The following is a 16,572-nucleotide window of genomic DNA, read 5'->3' as shown; positions in this document are numbered from 1 at the left end:
GGGACGGCTCCTCCTGCGGCGGTGGCGCTGACGTGCGGATTTTAAAGCGGCTGGCCCGTGGGGGCTCGGTTGGTCCGGTGGGTGGACCGCTGGTCCGGTGGCTGGACGGCCGGCGGACGGGGCTGCGGGCACGGGAGTCCCCGCGGGGTCCGGCACCGTGGTCCCGGGCCCCGCGTCGTGCGACCGCTACTTCTCGGTGACGCCCGCCGAGTCGAACGTCGCCACCTCGTGCATGGCGCGCGCGGTGCTCTGCACCATCGGGAGCGCGAGCAGGGCGCCGGTGCCCTCGCCGAGGCGGAGGTCGAGGTCGACCAGCGGACGCAGGCCCAGCTTGTTGAGCGCGGCCACGTGGCCGGGCTCGGCGCTGCGGTGGCCGGCGATGCAGGCGGCGAGGACCTCGGGGGCGATCGCGCGGGCCACCAGGGCGGCGGCACCGGCGCTGACGCCGTCCAGGATCACCGGGGTGCGCAGCGAGGCGCCGCCGAGCAGCAGACCGACTATGGCCGCGTGCTCGAAGCCGCCGATCGCCGCGAGCACGCCGATCGGGTCGGCCGGGTCCGGCTGGTGGAGTTCGAGGGCGCGGCGGACGACCTCGGTCTTGCGGGCCAGCGTCTCGTCGTTGATGCCGGTGCCGCGACCGGTGACCTCGACCGGGTCGGCACCCGTGAACACGGAGATGAGCGCGGCGGACGCGGTGGTGTTCGCGATGCCCATCTCGCCGGTGAGCAGCGCCTTGTTGCCGGCCGCCACCAGGTCGCGGGCGGTCTCGATGCCGACCTCGATGGCCTGCTTGGCCTCCTCACGGGTCATCGCCGTGCCGGTGGTCATGTCGGAGGTGCCCGCGCGGACCTTGCGGGGCAGCAGGCCGGGTGTGGCGGGCAGGTCGGTGGCGACTCCGACGTCCACGACGCACACCTCGGCGCCGACCTGGGTGGCGAAGGCGTTGCAGACCGCGCCGCCGCCCAGGAAGTTGGCCACCATCTGGGCGGTGACCTCCTGCGGCCAGGGGGTGACGCCCTGGGCGTGCACGCCGTGGTCACCGGCGAAGACCGCGACGGCGGCGGGCTCCGGGATGGGCGGCGGGCACTGCCGGGACAGGCCGGACAGCTGGGCGGAGATGATCTCCAGCATGCCGAGCGCTCCGGCCGGCTTGGTCATCCGCTTCTGCCGCTCCCACGCCTCGCCCAGCGCCTTGGCGTCCAGCGGGCGGATCTGCGCGACGGTCTCGGCGAGCAGGTCGTGCGGCGCCTCGCCGGGCAGGGCCCTGCGGCCGTACGTCTCCTCGTGCACCACCCAGGACAGGGGGCGGCGCTTGGACCAGCCGGCCTGCATCAGCTCGGGCTCGTCCGGGAACTCGTCGACGTAGCCGACGCACAGGTAGGCGACGACGTCCAGGTGCTCGGGCAGGCCGAGGGCGCGGACCATCTCGCGCTCGTCGAAGAAGCTGACCCAGCCGACACCGAGGCCCTCGGCGCGGGCGGCGAGCCAGAGGTTCTCGACGGCGAGCGCGGAGGAGTACGGCGCCATCTGCGGCTGCGTGTGGCGGCCCAGGGTGTGCCGGCCGCCGCGGGTCGGGTCGGCGGTGACGACGATGTTGACCGGGGTGTCGAGGATGGCCTCGATCTTCAGTTCCTTGAACTGCTTGGCCCGGCCCTTGGGCAGCGACTTGGCGTACGCGTCGCGCTGACGCGTCGCCAGTTCGTGCATGGCGCGGCGGGTGTCGGCGGAGCGGATGACGACGAAGTCCCAGGGCTGGGAGTGACCGACGGAGGGCGCGGTGTGGGCGGCCTCCAGGACGCGGAGCAGTACCTCGTGCGGGATGGGGTCGCTGCGGAAGCCGTTGCGGATGTCGCGGCGCTCGCGCATGACCTTGAGCACGGCCGCGCGCTCGGCGTCGTCGTAGGCGGGGGCCGCCGGGCCGACGGGCCGCGGCGCTTCCGCGGCTCCGGCCGAACTCCCGTCGTGCGGGGCCTGCTGGGGGGCGAGGGCCTCCTGGGACGCGGGGTCCGAGGCGGTCGCTCCCACCGCCTCCGCGGTCTCCTCGGCGGCTTCGGCGGCTTCGGTGGCGTGGTCGTCCTCTTCGGCGCCCCGGGTGTCCAGGTCGTCGACGCTCTGGACGAGTTCCGGGTCTGCCTCGCGCGGCGCCGGTACCGGGGGGACGGCCTCTTCGGCCGCCGGGGCCGCGGCGACGGGCTCCGGTTCGGGGGCCGTCTCCGGCGGGACCAGCACTGCCTCGGGCGGGGTGGGCGCGAGGTGCGGGGTCGTGGGCACCTGCCCGCCGTCGACGGGCAGGAACTGCCCCACGGGCTGGGCGGGGTGCGGTTCCTGGGCGACCGGGGCCGGTACGGGCGCGGGCTCCTGCGCGCCGGCGGCGGGCGCGTCCGCCGCTACGGGCCCGGCGGTGCCGTCGGTCACGACCACGGCCGCCATTTCCTGCTCCTGCCCCTGCTCCTCCTGCTGCTCCTGCTCCTGCTCCTGCTCCTGCTCCTGCTCCTGCTCCTGCTGCATGGTGGCGTCCATGAGGGACTGAGGTCCCTGGGCGGGCTGCGGCGCGGGCTGGACGTCCGGCTGCGGGTGCGGCGCTGCCTCCGGGGCGGGCCGTGCCTCCGGCGGCGTCGGCTGCGCGGCCTCCACCTGGACCGGAGCGGGCTGCTCAGGCGCCCGGGACGGCGCGGGTCCGGGTTCGGCGGCCTCGGGTGCCGACGCCTCGGGCTCCGCGGCGGCCACGGGCGCGTCAACTGCCTGGGCGTCGCCGGGTGCGGGCTCGGGTGCCAGGGAGGACGGTGCTTCCTGCGGCGCGGGCGCCTCGGGGGCGTCGTCGGCCACGCGGGGTTCGTCGAGTCCCTGCGGTGCTTGCGCGGGAACCTCCGCGGGTACTTCCGCCGGCGCTTCTTCCGGAGCCGACTGCGCGGGGACCTCCTGGGCCTCGGGGACCGCGAGCGCCTCCTCGGGCCCGGCATCGTCCTCGGCCGTCGCCTGGACGGGTTCGGTCACGGGGGCCACGGGCGCCGCGGGGGCCGTCTCGGGAACCGGTACGGCTTCCTCCGCGGGGTCGACCGGCCACCCCGCGTCGGTGTGCGCCGCCTCCGGTGCGGGCGCCTCCTGCGGTTCGCCGGACTCCCCGGCGTCCGCGGGCGTCCCGCCGGTCGCCGCCACGGCCTCCGTGGCCACCCGGGTCACGAGCGCCTGGGCCGCGCCCACGGGCTCGGCCGCCTGCTGCTCCGGTACCGGGACAACCGTTTCCGCATGCCCCGCCCCGGCGTTCACCGGGACCTCCTGGGCCTGTGGCGCCGTCTGCGCTCCCCAGGGTGCCGCCGTCTGCGGGGTCGGCACGGCGGCCTGCGGGACGTCGAGGTACTCGGGGCCCGCGGTGGGCGGGCCGGGATGACGTACCGGCGCGTCGGCGGGGCCGCGGTCGGCGAGGGAGCGGACCGGGCTGGCGGAGGTGTCGGGGATCGGCGGACCGAGGTGAAGGGGCCTGCGCGCCGGGACCGGGGCGGTCGCGGAGTCCTGCGCCGGGTCGGGCAGGCGGACGCCGCCGAGGTCGACCGAGCCGCTGTCCCGACCGGACATCTCGTGCGGTCCGGGCTGGTGCACGGTCTCGACGACCGGCTCCGGCGCCGGCGGCGCGACCTCGTTGCCCCAGGCACTCTGGGCTCCCGGCAGCAACAACAGGTCCTCGTCCTCGGCGGTGGCCTCGGAGAGGTAGGTGTACGCGCCGGGTGCGGGGACGCCCGGCTGCTCCACCATGCCTGCGTTCTCCGGCAGCCCCTCGCCCGGGATCTGGCCGGTGTCGGTCATGCGTAACCCCTCGCCCATCGGTTAGTGCTTCTACGACCAGCTCACCCGGACGGCGCACCGACCGCCCGTAGTGAAGAACGAGCGGGCGTGCCCAGCGGCACGAACGACCCGCGGGAAAAGACGACAAAGCCATTGAGTGCCATTGTCGCGGTCGTCCCCCCGCCACGACAGCTTGATCCGCGACGGCCCGCTGTGGACTGCGCCACGTTGCGCGTCCTCCGGTTCTGCCGTACCACACCCGCCCCCGAAGGAACGGGTTTTTACGGACATCGACTGACGAACTGCCGGGTGTCCGCATGCGGTACAACAATCCGCCAGCCTACCCCGCGCGGTATGAACAACCGATCACGGGGCGCGGTCCTCGTCGGTCCTCAGCGGGGTGCTTCGCGCCGCACGATCTCTCCGCTGAGCAGGAACGCAACGCTCCGCTCCGTTTCCGTCCAGGCCCGGGTGTCGAGTCCGACGGACTGCAGCAGGGCGCACTCGACGCGGTACCCGTGCTCCGTCAGGTCCCTGCCCACGAGTTCGGCCGCGTCGCGGGTCGCGGCGTGCGCGACGATGCGCTGCGGGCGGCGGTCGGCGACCGCGGAGACCACGGCCGATCCCCCGCCGCCGACCCGGACGACGTCCGGTTCGGGGAGGTCCTCCAGGGCGTGGGGGGCGTTGCCGTGCACGGTCTGGAGCTGGACCCCGAAGTGCCGTGCGGTGGCCTCGGTGCGGGCGCAGGCGTCCCGGTCCCGGTCGACCGCGATGACGGCGGCGCCGGCGCGGGCGGCCTCGGTCGCGAAGGCGCCGCTGCCGCAGCCGATGTCCCACACGAGGTCGCCGAGGCGGGGCCCGAGGCGGGCGAGTTGGGCGGTGCGGAGCAGGTCGGTCTCTCCCTCGCCCAGTGCACCGCCGTACGCCGCGGCGGGCAGGGACCAGCCGCGCGGTCCGGTGGCGGGGTCGCGGCCGGTGATCCAGCCGGTGCCGTCGCCCGCGGTGGCCGGGCCGGCGCTGCCGCCGGCCACGATGACGACGTTCGGGTCGCGCCAGGTGTGGTCGGCCGCCTTGTCGGAGGTGACGACGGTGACGCGTTCGCGGGTGGTGCCGAGTTCCTCGCAGATGACGAAGGTGCGGTGGACGCCCTCCATCAGCAGGCCGAGTTCGGCCGGTCCGGCGCCGGGTGAGGTGAGGACCGCGACCTTGGTGTGGGCGCGGCACACGTTCACCGCGCGTCGCAGGGTGCGGGGGTGGGCGACGACCACCTGGGCGTCGTCCCAGGGCATCCCGGCGCGGGCGAAGGCGGCGGCCACGGAGGAGACGGCGGGGACGACCTCCACCTCCAGGCCGAACTCGGGGGCTCGCAGGGTGCGTACGACGCCGAAGAAGCCGGGGTCGCCGTCGGCCAGCACCACCGTCGTGCCGCGGTGCGCGGCGAGGCGGCGGGCGGCGAGGGCGACGCTGCCGAGGCGGATGCGTTCGGCGGTGGGCGGTACCTCGGGCAGTGCCAGGTGGTGGGCGGCGCCGGCCACCAGGGTGGCTGCGCCCAGCGCGGACCGTGCCGCGGCGGTCAGCGGCGAACCGTCCCAGCCGATCACCGTGACCCGGTCGGCCATCGTCGTCAGTCTCCAGGGTTTTCGCAGGTCGTGGTCGTGGAACCGGCGCGGGCGCGCCCCGTGGGGGTATCCGGTGCGGCCTGGTCCGGGGTGGTGGCGCGGGTCGCCCCTCGTGTATCAGTTCCAGTCGGTGAAGGTGGTGAAACCGTCGGGGTCGGTCAGCTGTCCGGTGGCGCCCTCGAGGTCCTCCGGCAGCAGGCTCCACACGATGAAGTCGGTGCGTACGTCCGTCCAGACGCCGTCGTCGGTGCGTGCCCGCGCTATGCAGGCGCCGCGCAGCACACCCTCGCTGATGCAGCCGATCTTCTGGGCGACCTGCTGGGAGGCGGTGTTGTCGGCCGCGGTGCGCAGCTCGACGCGTTCGAACTTCTGGTCGCCGAAGAGCCACTGTGCGGTGGCGAGCGCCGCCTCGGACGCGTACCCCTCACCCCGGGCCCAGGGGGCGACTATGTAGGAGAGTTCGGTGGAGCGTACGTGCCAGTTGGTCTTGGTCAGCTGGACGACGCCGACCAGTCGCTGGGTGAGGAACTCGGTGACGGCGAGGTCGAGTCCCCGGCCCGCGGTGCGCTCGGCGGGGGCGTGGTCGCCGATCCAGGTGGCGGCGTTGTCCTCGGTGAAGGGCTGGGGGACGTGGGTCCAGGCGGCGACCTGCTCGTCGTTCATCATGGCGGCCAGTGCGGGGACGTCGTCCTCGTCGAGGGGGCGCAGCACCAACCGCTCCGTGCTGATGGAGATGTTGGGGAAGGTGCTCGTCATGCGCCGCTCCGTAACCTGTGTAACCGTCAGGGCCTGCTCGAACTGCCCAGCATGCAGCATGAAAGCACTCAACCACACCACCGGGTCCGCCCCGTGTGCACGGAGCGGACCCGGTGGGTGGCGCGGGGTGAGGCCCGGAGGGCGAGCCGGAGGGAACCTCGGCCGGAGGCTCAGAAGGAGGGCAGGACCGCGCCGGCGTACGTGTCCTCGATGAACTTCTTCACCTCGGGCGAGTTGAGGAGCTTCGCGAGCTTCTTGACGCGCGGGTCGTCCTCGTGGCCCTCCTTGACGGCGAGGAGGTTGCTGTTCGGGTTGCCCTTGGCGCTCTCCAGGACGAGGGCGTCCTGGGCGGGCTTCAGGTCGGCCTCGATGGCGTAGTTGCCGTTGACGACCGCCGCGTCCACGTCGTCGAGGGAGCGCGGGGTCTGGGCCGCCTCCAGCTCCTTGAACTCCAGCTTCTTCGGGTTCTCGGTGATGTCCGAGGGGGTCGCCGCGGTGCCTGCGCCGTCCTTGAGGGTGATGATCCCGTTGGCGGCGAGCAGTTGCAGCGCGCGGCCCTCGTTGACGGTGTCGTTGGGGACGGCGACGGTCGCACCGCTCTTCAGGTCGTCGGCCTTCTTCACCTTGTGGGAGTAGAGGCCCAGGGGCTCCAGGTGCACGTCGACGACGGACACGATGTGGGTGCCGTTCTTCTTGTTGAACTCGTCGAGGTAGGGCTGGGTCTGGAAGTAGTTGGCCCCCACGGAGCCGTCCTCCGTCGCCGTGTTCGGCGTGACGTAGTCGGTGAACTCCTTGACCTCGAGGTCGAGGCCCGCGTCCTTCGCCAGGTTGTCCTTGACGTAGTCGAGGATCTCGGCGTGCGGGGTGGGGCTCGCGGCGACGACCAGCGGTCCCGAGGTGTCGGAGGCGGAGTCCTTGTCGGAGCCGCAGGCGGTCAGCCCGAGGGTGAGGGCTCCGGCGGCGAGGACGGCGGTGGTGAACTTGGCGGTGTTACGCACGAAAAGTGCCTTTCCTGAAGGTGGTGCGACCCCGCCCGGTACGGCGGGGAGTCTGTGGGGGCGCGGTCAGGCGACCTTGCCGACGTCGGACGCGGCGGGCTCCTTGGCCCTGAGCAGCCGGAGCCTGGGGGCGGCTCCGCCGCGTCCGCCGCGGCGGTGCAGGGTGCGGGCCGCGTAGTCGCCGGCGAACTGGATGAGCGAGATCGCGACGGCGAGGAGCGCGACGGTGATCCACATGAAGTCGGGTTCGAAGCGCTGGTAGCCGTAGCGGACGGCGAGGTCGCCGAGGCCGCCGCCGCCGACGGTGCCGGCCATGGCGGAGTAGCCGATGAGGGCGATGACGGTGGTGGTGGTGCTCGCGATCAGCGACGGGAGCGCCTCGGGGACCAGCACCTTGCGGACGATGGTCCAGGTGTTGCCGCCCATGGACTGGACGGCCTCGACGAGCCCTCCGTCGACCTCGCGCACGGCGGTCTCGACGAGTCGCGCGAAGAACGGGATGCCGCCGATGGCGAGCGGCACGATGGCGGCCTCGCTGCCGATGGTGGTGCCGGTGACCCAGCGGGTGAAGCTCATCAGCGCGACCATGAGGATGATGAACGGCATCGAGCGGCCGATGTTCACGACCTGCCCGATGACCTTGTTGACCACGACGTTCTGCAGCAGGCCGCCCCGGTCGGTGAGGACGAGGAGCACGCCGAGCGGCAGGCCGACGACGACGGCGATCAGGGTGGACCAGCCGACCATGATCAAGGTCTCCCAGGAGGCCTGCTCCAGCAGGGGCTGCATCTGCGACCAGGTCACTTGGCACCTTCCTTCACCAGCGAAGCGGACGCGGTGGCCGCGTCCGGCGTCTCGTTCACCACGTCGATCTGCAGACCCTGTTCGCGCAGGAAGCCGACGGGCACGACGTTGTCCTCGTAGCGGCCGGGCAGTTCGATGCGCATCCGGCCGATCTGGAGGCCGCCGACGGTGTCGATGGCGGCGCCCAGGATCGATATGTCGATGTTGTAGGTGCGCGAGAGCTGGGAGATGACGGGCTGGGTGGCGGCCTCCCCGTGGAAGGTCACGTCGAGGACGGTGCGGTCGTCGCCGGAGGTGTCGCCGCCCACCGGGAAGAGCGCGGCGGCCAGCTCGGAGCCCGGGGTGGCGAGCAGTTCGCCGACCGTGCCGGACTCGACGACGCGGCCCCGGTCCATGAGGGCGGCCGAATCGCAGATGCTCTTGACGACGTCCATCTCGTGGGTGATGAGCAGGACGGTCAGCCCGAGCTGCCGGTTCAGGTCGCGCAGCAGCTGGAGTATGGAGCGGGTGGTCTCCGGGTCGAGGGCGCTGGTGGCCTCGTCGGAGAGCAGCACCTTGGGGTCGCCGGCCAGGGCACGGGCGATGCCGACGCGCTGCTTCTGGCCGCCGGAGAGCTGGGCGGGGTAGGCCCTGGCCTTGTCGGCGAGACCGACGAGGTCGAGCAGCTCCAGCGCCTTGCGGGAACGTTCCTTCCCGGACTTGCCGAGGATTTCCAGCGGCAGTTCGACGTTGTCCTGGACGGTCCGCGAGGAGAGCAGGTTGAAGTGCTGGAAGACCATGCCGATACGGCTGCGCGCCTGCCGCAGTTCCCGGCCCGCGCGGGGGCCGCGGCCGGCCAGCGCGGTGAGGTCCGCGCCCGCGACGGTGACCGTGCCGGCGGTGGGGCGCTCCAGGAGGTTGACGCAGCGGATGAGCGAGGACTTGCCGGCGCCGGACTGGCCGATGACGCCGTACACCTCGCCCTCGCGGACGTGCAGGTCGACGCCGTCCAGGGCGGTGACCTCACGGCCGCGTGAACGATAGACCTTGGTGAGGCCCGATGTGGTGATCACGTGGGTTTCCGTCACTGTCGAGTGCGCGGCGCGGTGGTGTGCGCCGGGCACGGGGCGTTGTTCTTCGGGTTCTCGGGGCCCTTCGGAACGCGGCACGGTTCTCGCGGTGGCGGTGCGCCACGGCGGTGGGACCGGGGAGAAACGTGTGCGCGGGGCGTGGCTCGGCCGCGTGCGCGTGGGGCGCGGGCGGGCACGAGGGGACGCTCGCTTCGGGGCGCGAGACTCAGGTGGTGCGGGGGCCCTCTAGAAGGCGCACATTCGGCGGCACATACAACGAGCACCGGGCGTCGTGGTCGCCTCGGTCGCAGGGGTGCGGTCGCTCGTGGTGCTCATGCCGATCAGTAAAGCAGACGTATGCCTCTGGCCGGAGACCGCTGTCCGGATACTGGACAGCGGTGGACGGCGGAGGGTCGCGGCGGGCGCGGATCAGCCCCGGACGGTGATCTCGACTCCGCCCTCGGTGGCCAGTGCCGACAAGGCCGAGAGGTCGGTGACGACGAGGTCGGCGTCGAGTTCGTCGGCCCGGTGGGTTGTGGCCAACGCCACGGTCCGCATCCCGGCGGCCCGGCCGGCCTGGAGCCCGGCGGGGGCGTCCTCGAAGACGACGCAGTCGGCCGGGTCGACGCCCAGGGCGCGGGCGCCGAGCAGATAGGGCTCGGGGTCGGGCTTGCCGCGGGTGATGTCGTCGGCGGCCACGAGGGTCTTGGGCAGGATGCCGACGGCGTCGAGGCGGGCCTCGGCGAGGCGGCGGGTGGCGGAGGTGACGACGGCCCAGCGGTCGGCCGGGAGCGCGTCGAGGAAGTCGCGGGTGCCGGGCAGCAGGCGCACGCCCCCGCCCGGCACGTCCTCGACCTCCAGCTGTTCGATCCGCGCGACCGCCTCGGCGACCCTCGCGGTGGGCAGCAGGTCGGCGGCTATCTCGGCGGCCGGCCGTCCGTGCAGTTCCACCTGCCCGAACTGCTCGGCGGTGATCCCGTACTCGACGGCCCAGCGCGTCCAGCAGCGGCGGACGGATTCCAGGGAGGAGACGAGGGTGCCGTCGTTGTCGAACAGGAGGGCTTGTGCGTGGAGCTTCATGCCCCCGACCCTACGGGGCCGGGGACCGCGGCCCGTTTCGGCCGTAATAGGCTCGCTGCCATGCTTGACGTCCTGACGCTGGTGACCGGCGTCGCCGCACTGCTGCTGGCCGCCTGGTGCGGCTGGGCCGCCTACCGTGACCAGCCGACGAAGGACTGGCACTTCATCGGCATGGCCGCGGTCTCGGCGCTGGCGCTGATCCAGCTGGTGGTCGGGATCGTGCAGCTGGCGCGGGGCGAGGACCCGGAGCAGGGCACGACGATCTTCGTGGCGTACCTGCTGGGCGCCTTCGCGTGTGTGCCGGCGGCGGGGTTCATGTCGCTGGCCGAGCGCACCCGCTGGGGCTCGGTGACGGTCGCGGCCGGCGGTGTCGTCCTCGCCGTCCTCGAGGTGCGGCTGTTCGACATCTGGGGAGGCTGACGTGGTGGCCACGGAGGAGAAGCGGGCCGGGCAGCGGCTGATCGGCGGGCCCGGCATCCTGCTGGTGTGGCTGTACGGCGTGATGGTCGTCGGCGCGGTGTCGCGGTCCGCGTACCAGATCGCGACCGAGTTCGACCGGGCCCCGCTCGCCTACTCGCTGTCGGCCCTCGCGGGTGTCGTCTACGGGTTCATCACGTACACCCTGGTGCGCGGCGGCGAGACGGCCCGCAAGGCCGCGCAGGTGTGCTGCGCCGCCGAGTTGGTGGGGGTGCTGACCGTCGGCACCTGGACACTGGTGGAGCCGTCCGCCTTCGCCGACGCGACCGTGTGGTCGGACTACGGGATGGGGTACCTCTTCATTCCCGTGCTGCTGCCGCTGTCGGCCCTGTACTGGCTGCGCCGGGCCCGCACCGCGTAGCGGTCGCAGGCCCGGCGGCTGTGCGGCGGTCGTCCCCGGGACGTGCGCTTCGGGCGACGGCCCTCAGGCCGTGGTCGCGTACGTCCCGGCCGGCTTCTCCAGGACGATCATGGGTACGCCGTCGGCGCCCTCGGCCGTTCCCACCGTCTCGTAGCCGACCCGGCGGTACAGCCGCAGGTTGCTCTCGCTGCGGTGCCCGGTGTGCAGCCGGAACCGCTTGGCGCCGCGCTCCCCGCCCAGGCTGGACTCGGCGGCCCGCAGCAGCCGGGCCCCGATGCCGTGCCCCTGGAGGCGGGGATGGACGCAGAGCTTGCCGATGGACGCCGCCCCGTCCTCGGTCACCCGCCCTCGCACCGAGCCGACGACCTCGTCGCCGAGTCGCGCCACGAAGACGCAGTCGGCGGCGACCTCCTGGCGCACGGAGTCCAGGGTCTGGACGAGCGGGTCGATGCGGTAGTTGGCGTACAGCGCCGCCTCGCTCTGGAAGCAGAGGTACTGCAGCCGGAAGATCTGCTCGGCATCCTGGTCGGTCGCCGCCGAGATGGTCACGCTCATGCCCATGTGCGCATGCCTCCCGCTCACCTGATCACCTGTGGTCCCCCACTCCTATCCCCGTCCTCAGCCCGCCGCAACCTCCGGCGTCAGCAATCGACGCAGACATCCCAGACATCGGGAGCGTTCCGGGCCAAGACTGCCCTGTGAGATACCCAACTCCCCCGCGATTTCCCGGTATGTGAGGTCCCTGGGTGACAACAGGGCCTCCATCAGCCGGGGGCAGCGCCCCGGCAGCCGGCGCACGGCCTCGCGCAGGGCGCGGTGCCGGGCCGCGGTGAGCGCGAGCCGCTCCGGCTCGTACGCGTACGCGGCGACACCGGCGGGTTCGGTTCCGTACGGCCGCTCGTGACGGGCCCTGCGGCGGGTGCGGCGGGCCTCGGTGCGCACGGCGCTGCGCAGCCAGCGGTGCGGGTCCGGGGGCGGGCCGTCGGCCTCCAGGCGTTCCAGCAGGCGCAGCCAGACGGCCTGTTCCAGGTCGCCGGGCTCGGCTCCGGACGCATATGCCTCGGCCGAGGCCTCGGCGGTGAGCAGGGGGCGCAGGGAGGTGACCAGGTCGTGCGTCATATGCACGTCGACGCGGCCGCCCGGGCGGCGGGTTGCCCGGACGGCCGAAGGTCACCCCAACCGGGGGCGGTCGCTCAGCCGTTGACGAAGTCCTCGCGGGCCAGCACACCCGTGTCCGGATTGTCGGTGAAGACGCCGTCGATTCCGGTGGCGAAGTACGTCCGGAAGGCACCGAAGACGTCGCCGTAGGCGTCGGGGTCACTGCCCTGACGGAACTCCGCGGGCAGGAAGGGGTTCTCGTTGCGCATGGTGTAGGGGTGCAGGATCAGGCCCGCGCGGTGCGCGTCGCGGACGAGCGTCGTCGGTTCGGTGAGGCGGCCGGCGGAGTCCTTCGGGATGATCAGGTCCAGGGTGGGGCCGATGCCCTGCGCGTAGGAGGCGATCTCCTTCAGGCCCTCGGGGGTGACGAGGTCCGCGGTCGTGCGCGGGTCACCGGTCTCGACGAAGTCCCAGGGGCGGCTGTTGGCGCCGGACAGCAGGACGGCGAGGGGATTGCGGACGAGCCTGCTCATCCGCTGGATGCTGGTGGGTTCGAAGGACTGGATGATGACGGGCGAGTTCTTCCGGTCCTTGCCGTACCTACGCAGCAGCCGTGCCAGGCGCTCCTCCGTGCCCAGGCCCAGCTTGCGGAAGTAGGTGGGGTGCTTGAGCTCCGGGTAGATCCAGACCTGCTTGCCGCGCCTGCGGGTCTGCTCGTTCTGCCAGCGGAGCACCTCCTCGAAGGTGGGGATCTCCCAGCGGCCGTCGTAGAGGGTGTTGTGCGGGCGGTTGGCCGGGATGCGTTCGGTGGCGCGGAGCGTCTTCAGCTCGGCGAGCGTGAAGTCCTCGGTGAACCAGCCGGTGGTGGAGACCCCGTCGAGCAGCTTGGTGCGCTTGCGGTCGGCGAACTCCCGGTGGTCGGCGACGTCCGTGGTGCCGCCGATCTCCGGCTCGTGCCGGCAGACGAGGTGACCGTCCTTCGTGGGGACCAGGTCACCGGCCTCGACGATGTCGGCACCCAGGTCGAGGGCCAGTTCGTAGGAGCCGAAGGTGTGCTCGGGGCGGTAACCGCTGGCCCCGCGGTGACCGATGACGGTCGGCACGGGCAGGCTCCCGACCCCGCCGCCGTGTCCGCCGCCGTGCCGGGTGCCGGCGGCTCTCGCCGTGCCGGGCAGGCCGAGTACCGCGCCGCCCGCGCCGAGCACCGCCGCCCCGAGGAGCGCCCGCCGTCCGGTGCCGCCACCCGCCCGCTCGTCCGACTCCTGCGTTCCCATGGGGCCCTCCTGCCGTAGACCGTCCCGTGCGCGCCGATCGTAGGGGCGCGTACATGACGAGCGGGAGACCGCGGCCGGAACACGCGGGTGCACTGAGGTGTCGTGTGGGGCGGGACGACTGACGTGCCGTCTGCTTGGCGGCGGCGTGGCGGGGTAAGCGAAGGACACAGGCCCGGTGGCGTCGCCCGGGCGGCGCGCCTCACGCGGACCGGGTGCCGTGTGTGCTTCGATCCGGGCCGTGTCCGGTGAACACGCGTCGATACGCGTCCATGCCGCGCCGGACCCGGGTGACCCGGGGTGCGTGATCCCCCGGGCCGCGAGTAATGTCCTCACCTGCACAGACTCATACCGCATCCCCGACACCGGAGGGCCACGTTGTCCCGCTTCGTGTTCATCAAGGCAGTGCTCGGTCCGATCATGCGCCTGATGTTCCGCACACGGGTGGAGGGTGTGGAGAACATCCCGGGCGACGGTCCGGTGATCCTGGCCGGCAACCACCTCACCTTCATCGACTCGGTGATCATGCCCCTGACCTGCGACCGGCAGGTCTTCTTCATCGGCAAGGACGAGTACGTCACCGGCAAGGGCCTCAAGGGCCGGCTGATGGCGTGGTTCTTCACCGGGGTCGGCATGGTCCCGGTCGACCGGGACGGCGGCCGGGGCGGGGTGGCGGCCCTGATGACCGGCCGCCGCATCCTGGAGGAGGGGCACGTCTTCGGCATCTACCCGGAGGGCACCCGCTCCCCCGACGGCCGCCTCTACCGCGGCCGCACCGGTATCGCCCGGCTCACTCTGATGACGGGCGCCCCGGTCGTCCCGTTCGCCGTCATCGGCACCGACAAGCTCCAGCCGGGCGGCGCGGGTCTGCCCCGGCCGGGCCGGGTCACGGTCCGCTTCGGCGAGGCGATGGAGTTCTCCCGCTACGAGGGCATGGACCGCGACCGCTATGTGCTGCGGGCGGTGACGGACTCCGTGATGACGGAGGTCATGCGACTGTCCGGCCAGGAGTACGTGGACATGTACGCGAGCAAGGCGAAGGCGGCGTAGCGCCGCCGACCCCCCAACGCGATACGGCGGACCGCTCGGTGAGCGGTCCGCCGTATCGCGTTGGCGCGCCCCGGGTTACGGGTGTTCCACCCCGTCCTCCAGACGCTGGCCCCGCAGCAGGTACCAGGACGCCGCCGCGGCGGCCAGGAGTACGGCGGCGCCGACGCCCGCCGCGAGGGTCAGGCCGTCGACGAAGGCCTGCCGGGCGGAGTCGAGGAGCGCCTCGCCGGCGGGGCCGGGGAGGTGGGCGGCGGCCTCCACCGCGCCGCCCAGTGACTCGTGGGCGGCGTCCGGGGTGCCCGCGGGCCCGGTGAAGTCGCGGTAGACACCGGTCACGATGGAGCCCAGCACCGCGATACCGAGCGCGGCGCCGAGTTCGTACGCCGTCTCGGAGACCGCCGAGGCGGCGCCCGCCTGTTCCCCGGGGACGCTGGAGAGGATCACGTCGGCGGTGACGGTGAACGCGAAGCCCGCGCCGAGGCCGACGACCAGCAGGGCCGCGCCGAGCAGCGGGTAGCCGGTGTGCTGGCCGATGACGGTCAGCGCGGCGAGCGCGAGGCCGACGGCGGCTAGTCCGCCGGCGACCACGGCACGGACCGAGAAGCGCCGGGCCGCGCGCCCGGCGATCAGACCGGCCACCACCGCGCCGACGGCGGCGGGCAGTTCGGCCAGGCCCGCCTCGAAGGGCCGCCTGCCCTGGACGAGTTGCAGGTACTGGGAGAGGAAGAACACCAGCCCCGACAGGCCCAGGATGGTCAGCAGGTCGGCCAGGACCGCGCCGCTGAAGCCGCGGTTGCGGAACAGCCGCATGTCGAGCAGCGGGACCGGCATGGTCAGCTGGCGGCGGACGAAGCCGTAGAGCGCGGCGGCGCCCAGCAGACCCGCGGCGAGCGTGGCCCAGGCGAACCCGTGGGCGGCGGTCTCCTTGACCGCGTACACGACTCCGACCATGCCGACCAGGGAGAGGACGACGCTGAGCAGGTCCCAGGGACCCGGGTTCGGGTTGCGGGACTCGGGCAGCATCTTCACGCCGACGACGACCAGGACGACCATCACGGGCAGGTTGATCAGGAAGACGGAGCCCCACCAGAAGTGCTCCAGCAGGAACCCGCCGACCACCGGACCGACCGCCGCACCGGCGGAGGCGGCCGCGCCCCAGATGCCGACGGCGAGGCTGCGTTCACGCGGGTCGTGGAAGAGGTTGCGGATCAGGGCGAGGGTGGCCGGCATCAGGGTGGCGCCCGCGACGCCGAGCAGGGCCCGGGCGAAGATCATCACCTCGGGCGTGTGCGCGTAGGCGTTGAGGACGGATATCGCACCGAACGCCGTGGCGCCGATGAGCAGGATGCGCTTGCGTCCGATGCGGTCGCCGAGGCTGCCCATGGAGACGAGCAGACCGGCGATGACGAAGGAGTAGACGTCGCCGATCCAGAGCAGCTGGGTGCCGGAGGGCGCGAGGTCCTCGCTGATGTAGGGGGTCGCGAGACCGAGGACGGTCGCGTCGACGGCCACCAGCAGCACGGCCAGCACCAGGACGGACAGCGCCAGCCAGCGGCCGGGGCGCTTCACCGCCTCGGTCGGGTGGGCCGGCTGCAGGGTGCGGTTCATGGTTCCTCTCTCCGGAGTGCGCCGCCGAGCAGCAGCTCGACGATCATGTGGGTGAAGTCGTTGCGGGCCACGCGGCCCTCGGTCACCGCCCAGGCGCCGGAGGCCAGCAGGCCGTACAGCGCCTCGGTGAGCCAGGCGGGCGTGAGGTCGATGCGGAACTCGCCGCTCTCCTGGCCCCTGCGGAACAGCTCGGTGAGCCCGGTGTCGATGCGGGCCCACCCCTCGTTCTGCTCCTCGCCCTCGAACAGCTGGTTCTCGGTGTAGAGGAAGGCGAGCAGAGCGGCGGAGGGTTCCATCTCGCGGACCAGCCGGCGCACCGCGTCGGCCGCCGGGCCCTCTTCGGTGCGGGCCGCCGCGAGGGCGGCCTCGCACTCGGCGATGCCCAGCGACTCCAGTGCCCGGACGAGGGCGTCGCGCCCGGCGAAGTGCCGGTGCAGCGTGGCCCGGCTGAGGCCGGCGGCCCTGGCGACCTCGTCCATGGTCGCGGTGGACTTCCGGGTCAGCAGGGTCGCGGCACTGCGCAGTACCTGTTCACGATCAACGGCCATGAGACAACAATAACCCACATGAGACAATTTTGTCTCACTCTGGGTGTGCGTGACTCACCTCACGGGGCGGTCA

15 protein-coding genes are annotated in these 16,572 nt (G+C 72.8%); 3 read left to right on the top strand and 12 right to left on the bottom strand.

Annotated elements, in window-relative coordinates:
* Positions 1 to 186 precede the first annotated feature (186 nt).
* The 7 genes from cobT to R2E43_RS30595 all read right to left on the bottom strand — a co-directional run bounded on the left by cobT (position 187) and on the right by R2E43_RS30595 (position 10,086).
* Complete coding sequence (gene cobT / locus R2E43_RS30625; protein WP_332056743.1) at positions 187 to 3,801, bottom strand: nicotinate-nucleotide--dimethylbenzimidazole phosphoribosyltransferase; 3,615 nt, start codon at positions 3,799 to 3,801, stop codon at positions 187 to 189.
* 371 nt (positions 3,802 to 4,172) lie between these two features.
* Complete coding sequence (gene cbiE, locus R2E43_RS30620) at positions 4,173 to 5,399, bottom strand: precorrin-6y C5,15-methyltransferase (decarboxylating) subunit CbiE (protein WP_332056742.1); 1,227 nt, start codon at positions 5,397 to 5,399, stop codon at positions 4,173 to 4,175.
* Between the two features lie 117 nt (positions 5,400 to 5,516).
* Positions 5,517 to 6,155, bottom strand: coding sequence for a GNAT family N-acetyltransferase (locus R2E43_RS30615; protein WP_016325821.1), 639 nt, complete (start codon positions 6,153 to 6,155; stop codon positions 5,517 to 5,519).
* Positions 6,156 to 6,325: 170 nt separating this feature from the next.
* Entirely contained in the window at positions 6,326 to 7,153 is an 828-nt protein-coding gene (locus tag R2E43_RS30610; RefSeq protein WP_003977267.1) for a MetQ/NlpA family ABC transporter substrate-binding protein, read from the bottom strand.
* Positions 7,154 to 7,219: 66 nt separating this feature from the next.
* Complete coding sequence (locus R2E43_RS30605; RefSeq protein WP_332056741.1) at positions 7,220 to 7,957, bottom strand: methionine ABC transporter permease; 738 nt, start codon at positions 7,955 to 7,957, stop codon at positions 7,220 to 7,222.
* Positions 7,954 to 9,009, bottom strand: a complete 1,056-nt coding sequence (locus R2E43_RS30600) for a methionine ABC transporter ATP-binding protein (RefSeq protein ID WP_210984449.1) — start codon at positions 9,007 to 9,009, stop codon at positions 7,954 to 7,956. The genes R2E43_RS30605 and R2E43_RS30600 overlap by 4 nt, the downstream gene beginning before the upstream one ends.
* Before the next feature lie 426 nt (positions 9,010 to 9,435).
* Positions 9,436 to 10,086, bottom strand: a complete 651-nt coding sequence (locus tag R2E43_RS30595) for an HAD family hydrolase (protein ID WP_016325823.1) — start codon at positions 10,084 to 10,086, stop codon at positions 9,436 to 9,438.
* A gap of 60 nt (positions 10,087 to 10,146) precedes the next feature.
* Between R2E43_RS30595 and R2E43_RS30590 the strand changes: the two genes are divergently transcribed.
* Together R2E43_RS30590 and R2E43_RS30585 are read left to right on the top strand one after the other, a co-directional pair.
* Positions 10,147 to 10,506 carry a hypothetical protein gene (locus R2E43_RS30590; protein WP_003977263.1) on the top strand — a complete coding sequence of 120 codons (360 nt, stop codon included), beginning with the start codon at positions 10,147 to 10,149 and terminating at the stop codon, positions 10,504 to 10,506.
* A gap of 1 nt (position 10,507) precedes the next feature.
* Positions 10,508 to 10,924, top strand: coding sequence for a hypothetical protein (locus R2E43_RS30585; protein ID WP_003977262.1), 417 nt, complete (start codon positions 10,508 to 10,510; stop codon positions 10,922 to 10,924).
* A gap of 63 nt (positions 10,925 to 10,987) precedes the next feature.
* Here R2E43_RS30585 and R2E43_RS30580 read toward each other — a convergent pair whose 3' ends face one another.
* The 3 genes from R2E43_RS30580 to R2E43_RS30570 form a co-directional block, all read right to left on the bottom strand.
* Positions 10,988 to 11,485, bottom strand: coding sequence for a GNAT family N-acetyltransferase (locus R2E43_RS30580; RefSeq protein WP_003977261.1), 498 nt, complete (start codon positions 11,483 to 11,485; stop codon positions 10,988 to 10,990).
* Positions 11,486 to 11,542: 57 nt separating this feature from the next.
* Positions 11,543 to 12,043, bottom strand: a complete 501-nt coding sequence (locus R2E43_RS30575; protein WP_011027851.1) for a sigma-70 family RNA polymerase sigma factor — start codon at positions 12,041 to 12,043, stop codon at positions 11,543 to 11,545.
* Positions 12,044 to 12,117: 74 nt separating this feature from the next.
* Positions 12,118 to 13,296, bottom strand: coding sequence for a glycerophosphodiester phosphodiesterase (locus R2E43_RS30570; RefSeq protein WP_136207729.1), 1,179 nt, complete (start codon positions 13,294 to 13,296; stop codon positions 12,118 to 12,120).
* 375 nt (positions 13,297 to 13,671) lie between these two features.
* On the opposite strand from R2E43_RS30570, the gene R2E43_RS30565 reads away from it, so the two are divergent.
* Positions 13,672 to 14,343, top strand: a complete 672-nt coding sequence (locus R2E43_RS30565) for a lysophospholipid acyltransferase family protein (protein WP_007447704.1) — start codon at positions 13,672 to 13,674, stop codon at positions 14,341 to 14,343.
* A 75-nt stretch (positions 14,344 to 14,418) separates the two neighbouring features.
* On the opposite strand, the gene R2E43_RS30560 is transcribed toward R2E43_RS30565, so the two are convergent.
* Complete coding sequence (locus R2E43_RS30560; RefSeq protein WP_003977257.1) at positions 14,419 to 15,951, bottom strand: MFS transporter; 1,533 nt, start codon at positions 15,949 to 15,951, stop codon at positions 14,419 to 14,421.
* Positions 15,948 to 16,499 carry a TetR/AcrR family transcriptional regulator gene (locus R2E43_RS30555; protein ID WP_319120072.1) on the bottom strand — a complete coding sequence of 184 codons (552 nt, stop codon included), beginning with the start codon at positions 16,497 to 16,499 and terminating at the stop codon, positions 15,948 to 15,950. The genes R2E43_RS30560 and R2E43_RS30555 overlap by 4 nt, the downstream gene beginning before the upstream one ends.
* Positions 16,500 to 16,572: the final 73 nt, after the last annotated feature.

The sequence above is a fragment of the Streptomyces violaceoruber genome (assembly GCF_033406955.1).
In the GTDB taxonomy this organism is placed as follows: domain Bacteria; phylum Actinomycetota; class Actinomycetes; order Streptomycetales; family Streptomycetaceae; genus Streptomyces; species Streptomyces violaceoruber.
This window is presented reverse-complemented; position numbering and strand designations above follow the sequence as displayed.

Excerpts from the sequence above, each read along its gene's own strand:
- R2E43_RS30555 (WP_319120072.1), bottom strand. The coding sequence starts at position 16,499 with ATGGCCGTTGATCGTGAACAGGTACTGCGCAGTGCCGCGACCCTGCTG.
- R2E43_RS30595 (WP_016325823.1), bottom strand. The coding sequence starts at position 10,086 with ATGAAGCTCCACGCACAAGCCCTCCTGTTCGACAACGACGGCACCCTC.
- R2E43_RS30580 (WP_003977261.1), bottom strand. The coding sequence starts at position 11,485 with ATGGGCATGAGCGTGACCATCTCGGCGGCGACCGACCAGGATGCCGAG.
- R2E43_RS30615 (WP_016325821.1), bottom strand. The coding sequence starts at position 6,155 with ATGACGAGCACCTTCCCCAACATCTCCATCAGCACGGAGCGGTTGGTG.
- cbiE (WP_332056742.1), bottom strand. The coding sequence starts at position 5,399 with ATGGCCGACCGGGTCACGGTGATCGGCTGGGACGGTTCGCCGCTGACC.
- cobT (WP_332056743.1), bottom strand. The coding sequence starts at position 3,801 with ATGACCGACACCGGCCAGATCCCGGGCGAGGGGCTGCCGGAGAACGCA.
- R2E43_RS30560 (WP_003977257.1), bottom strand. The coding sequence starts at position 15,951 with ATGAACCGCACCCTGCAGCCGGCCCACCCGACCGAGGCGGTGAAGCGC.
- R2E43_RS30590 (WP_003977263.1), top strand. The coding sequence starts at position 10,147 with ATGCTTGACGTCCTGACGCTGGTGACCGGCGTCGCCGCACTGCTGCTG.
- R2E43_RS30570 (WP_136207729.1), bottom strand. The coding sequence starts at position 13,296 with ATGGGAACGCAGGAGTCGGACGAGCGGGCGGGTGGCGGCACCGGACGG.
- R2E43_RS30575 (WP_011027851.1), bottom strand. The coding sequence starts at position 12,043 with ATGACGCACGACCTGGTCACCTCCCTGCGCCCCCTGCTCACCGCCGAG.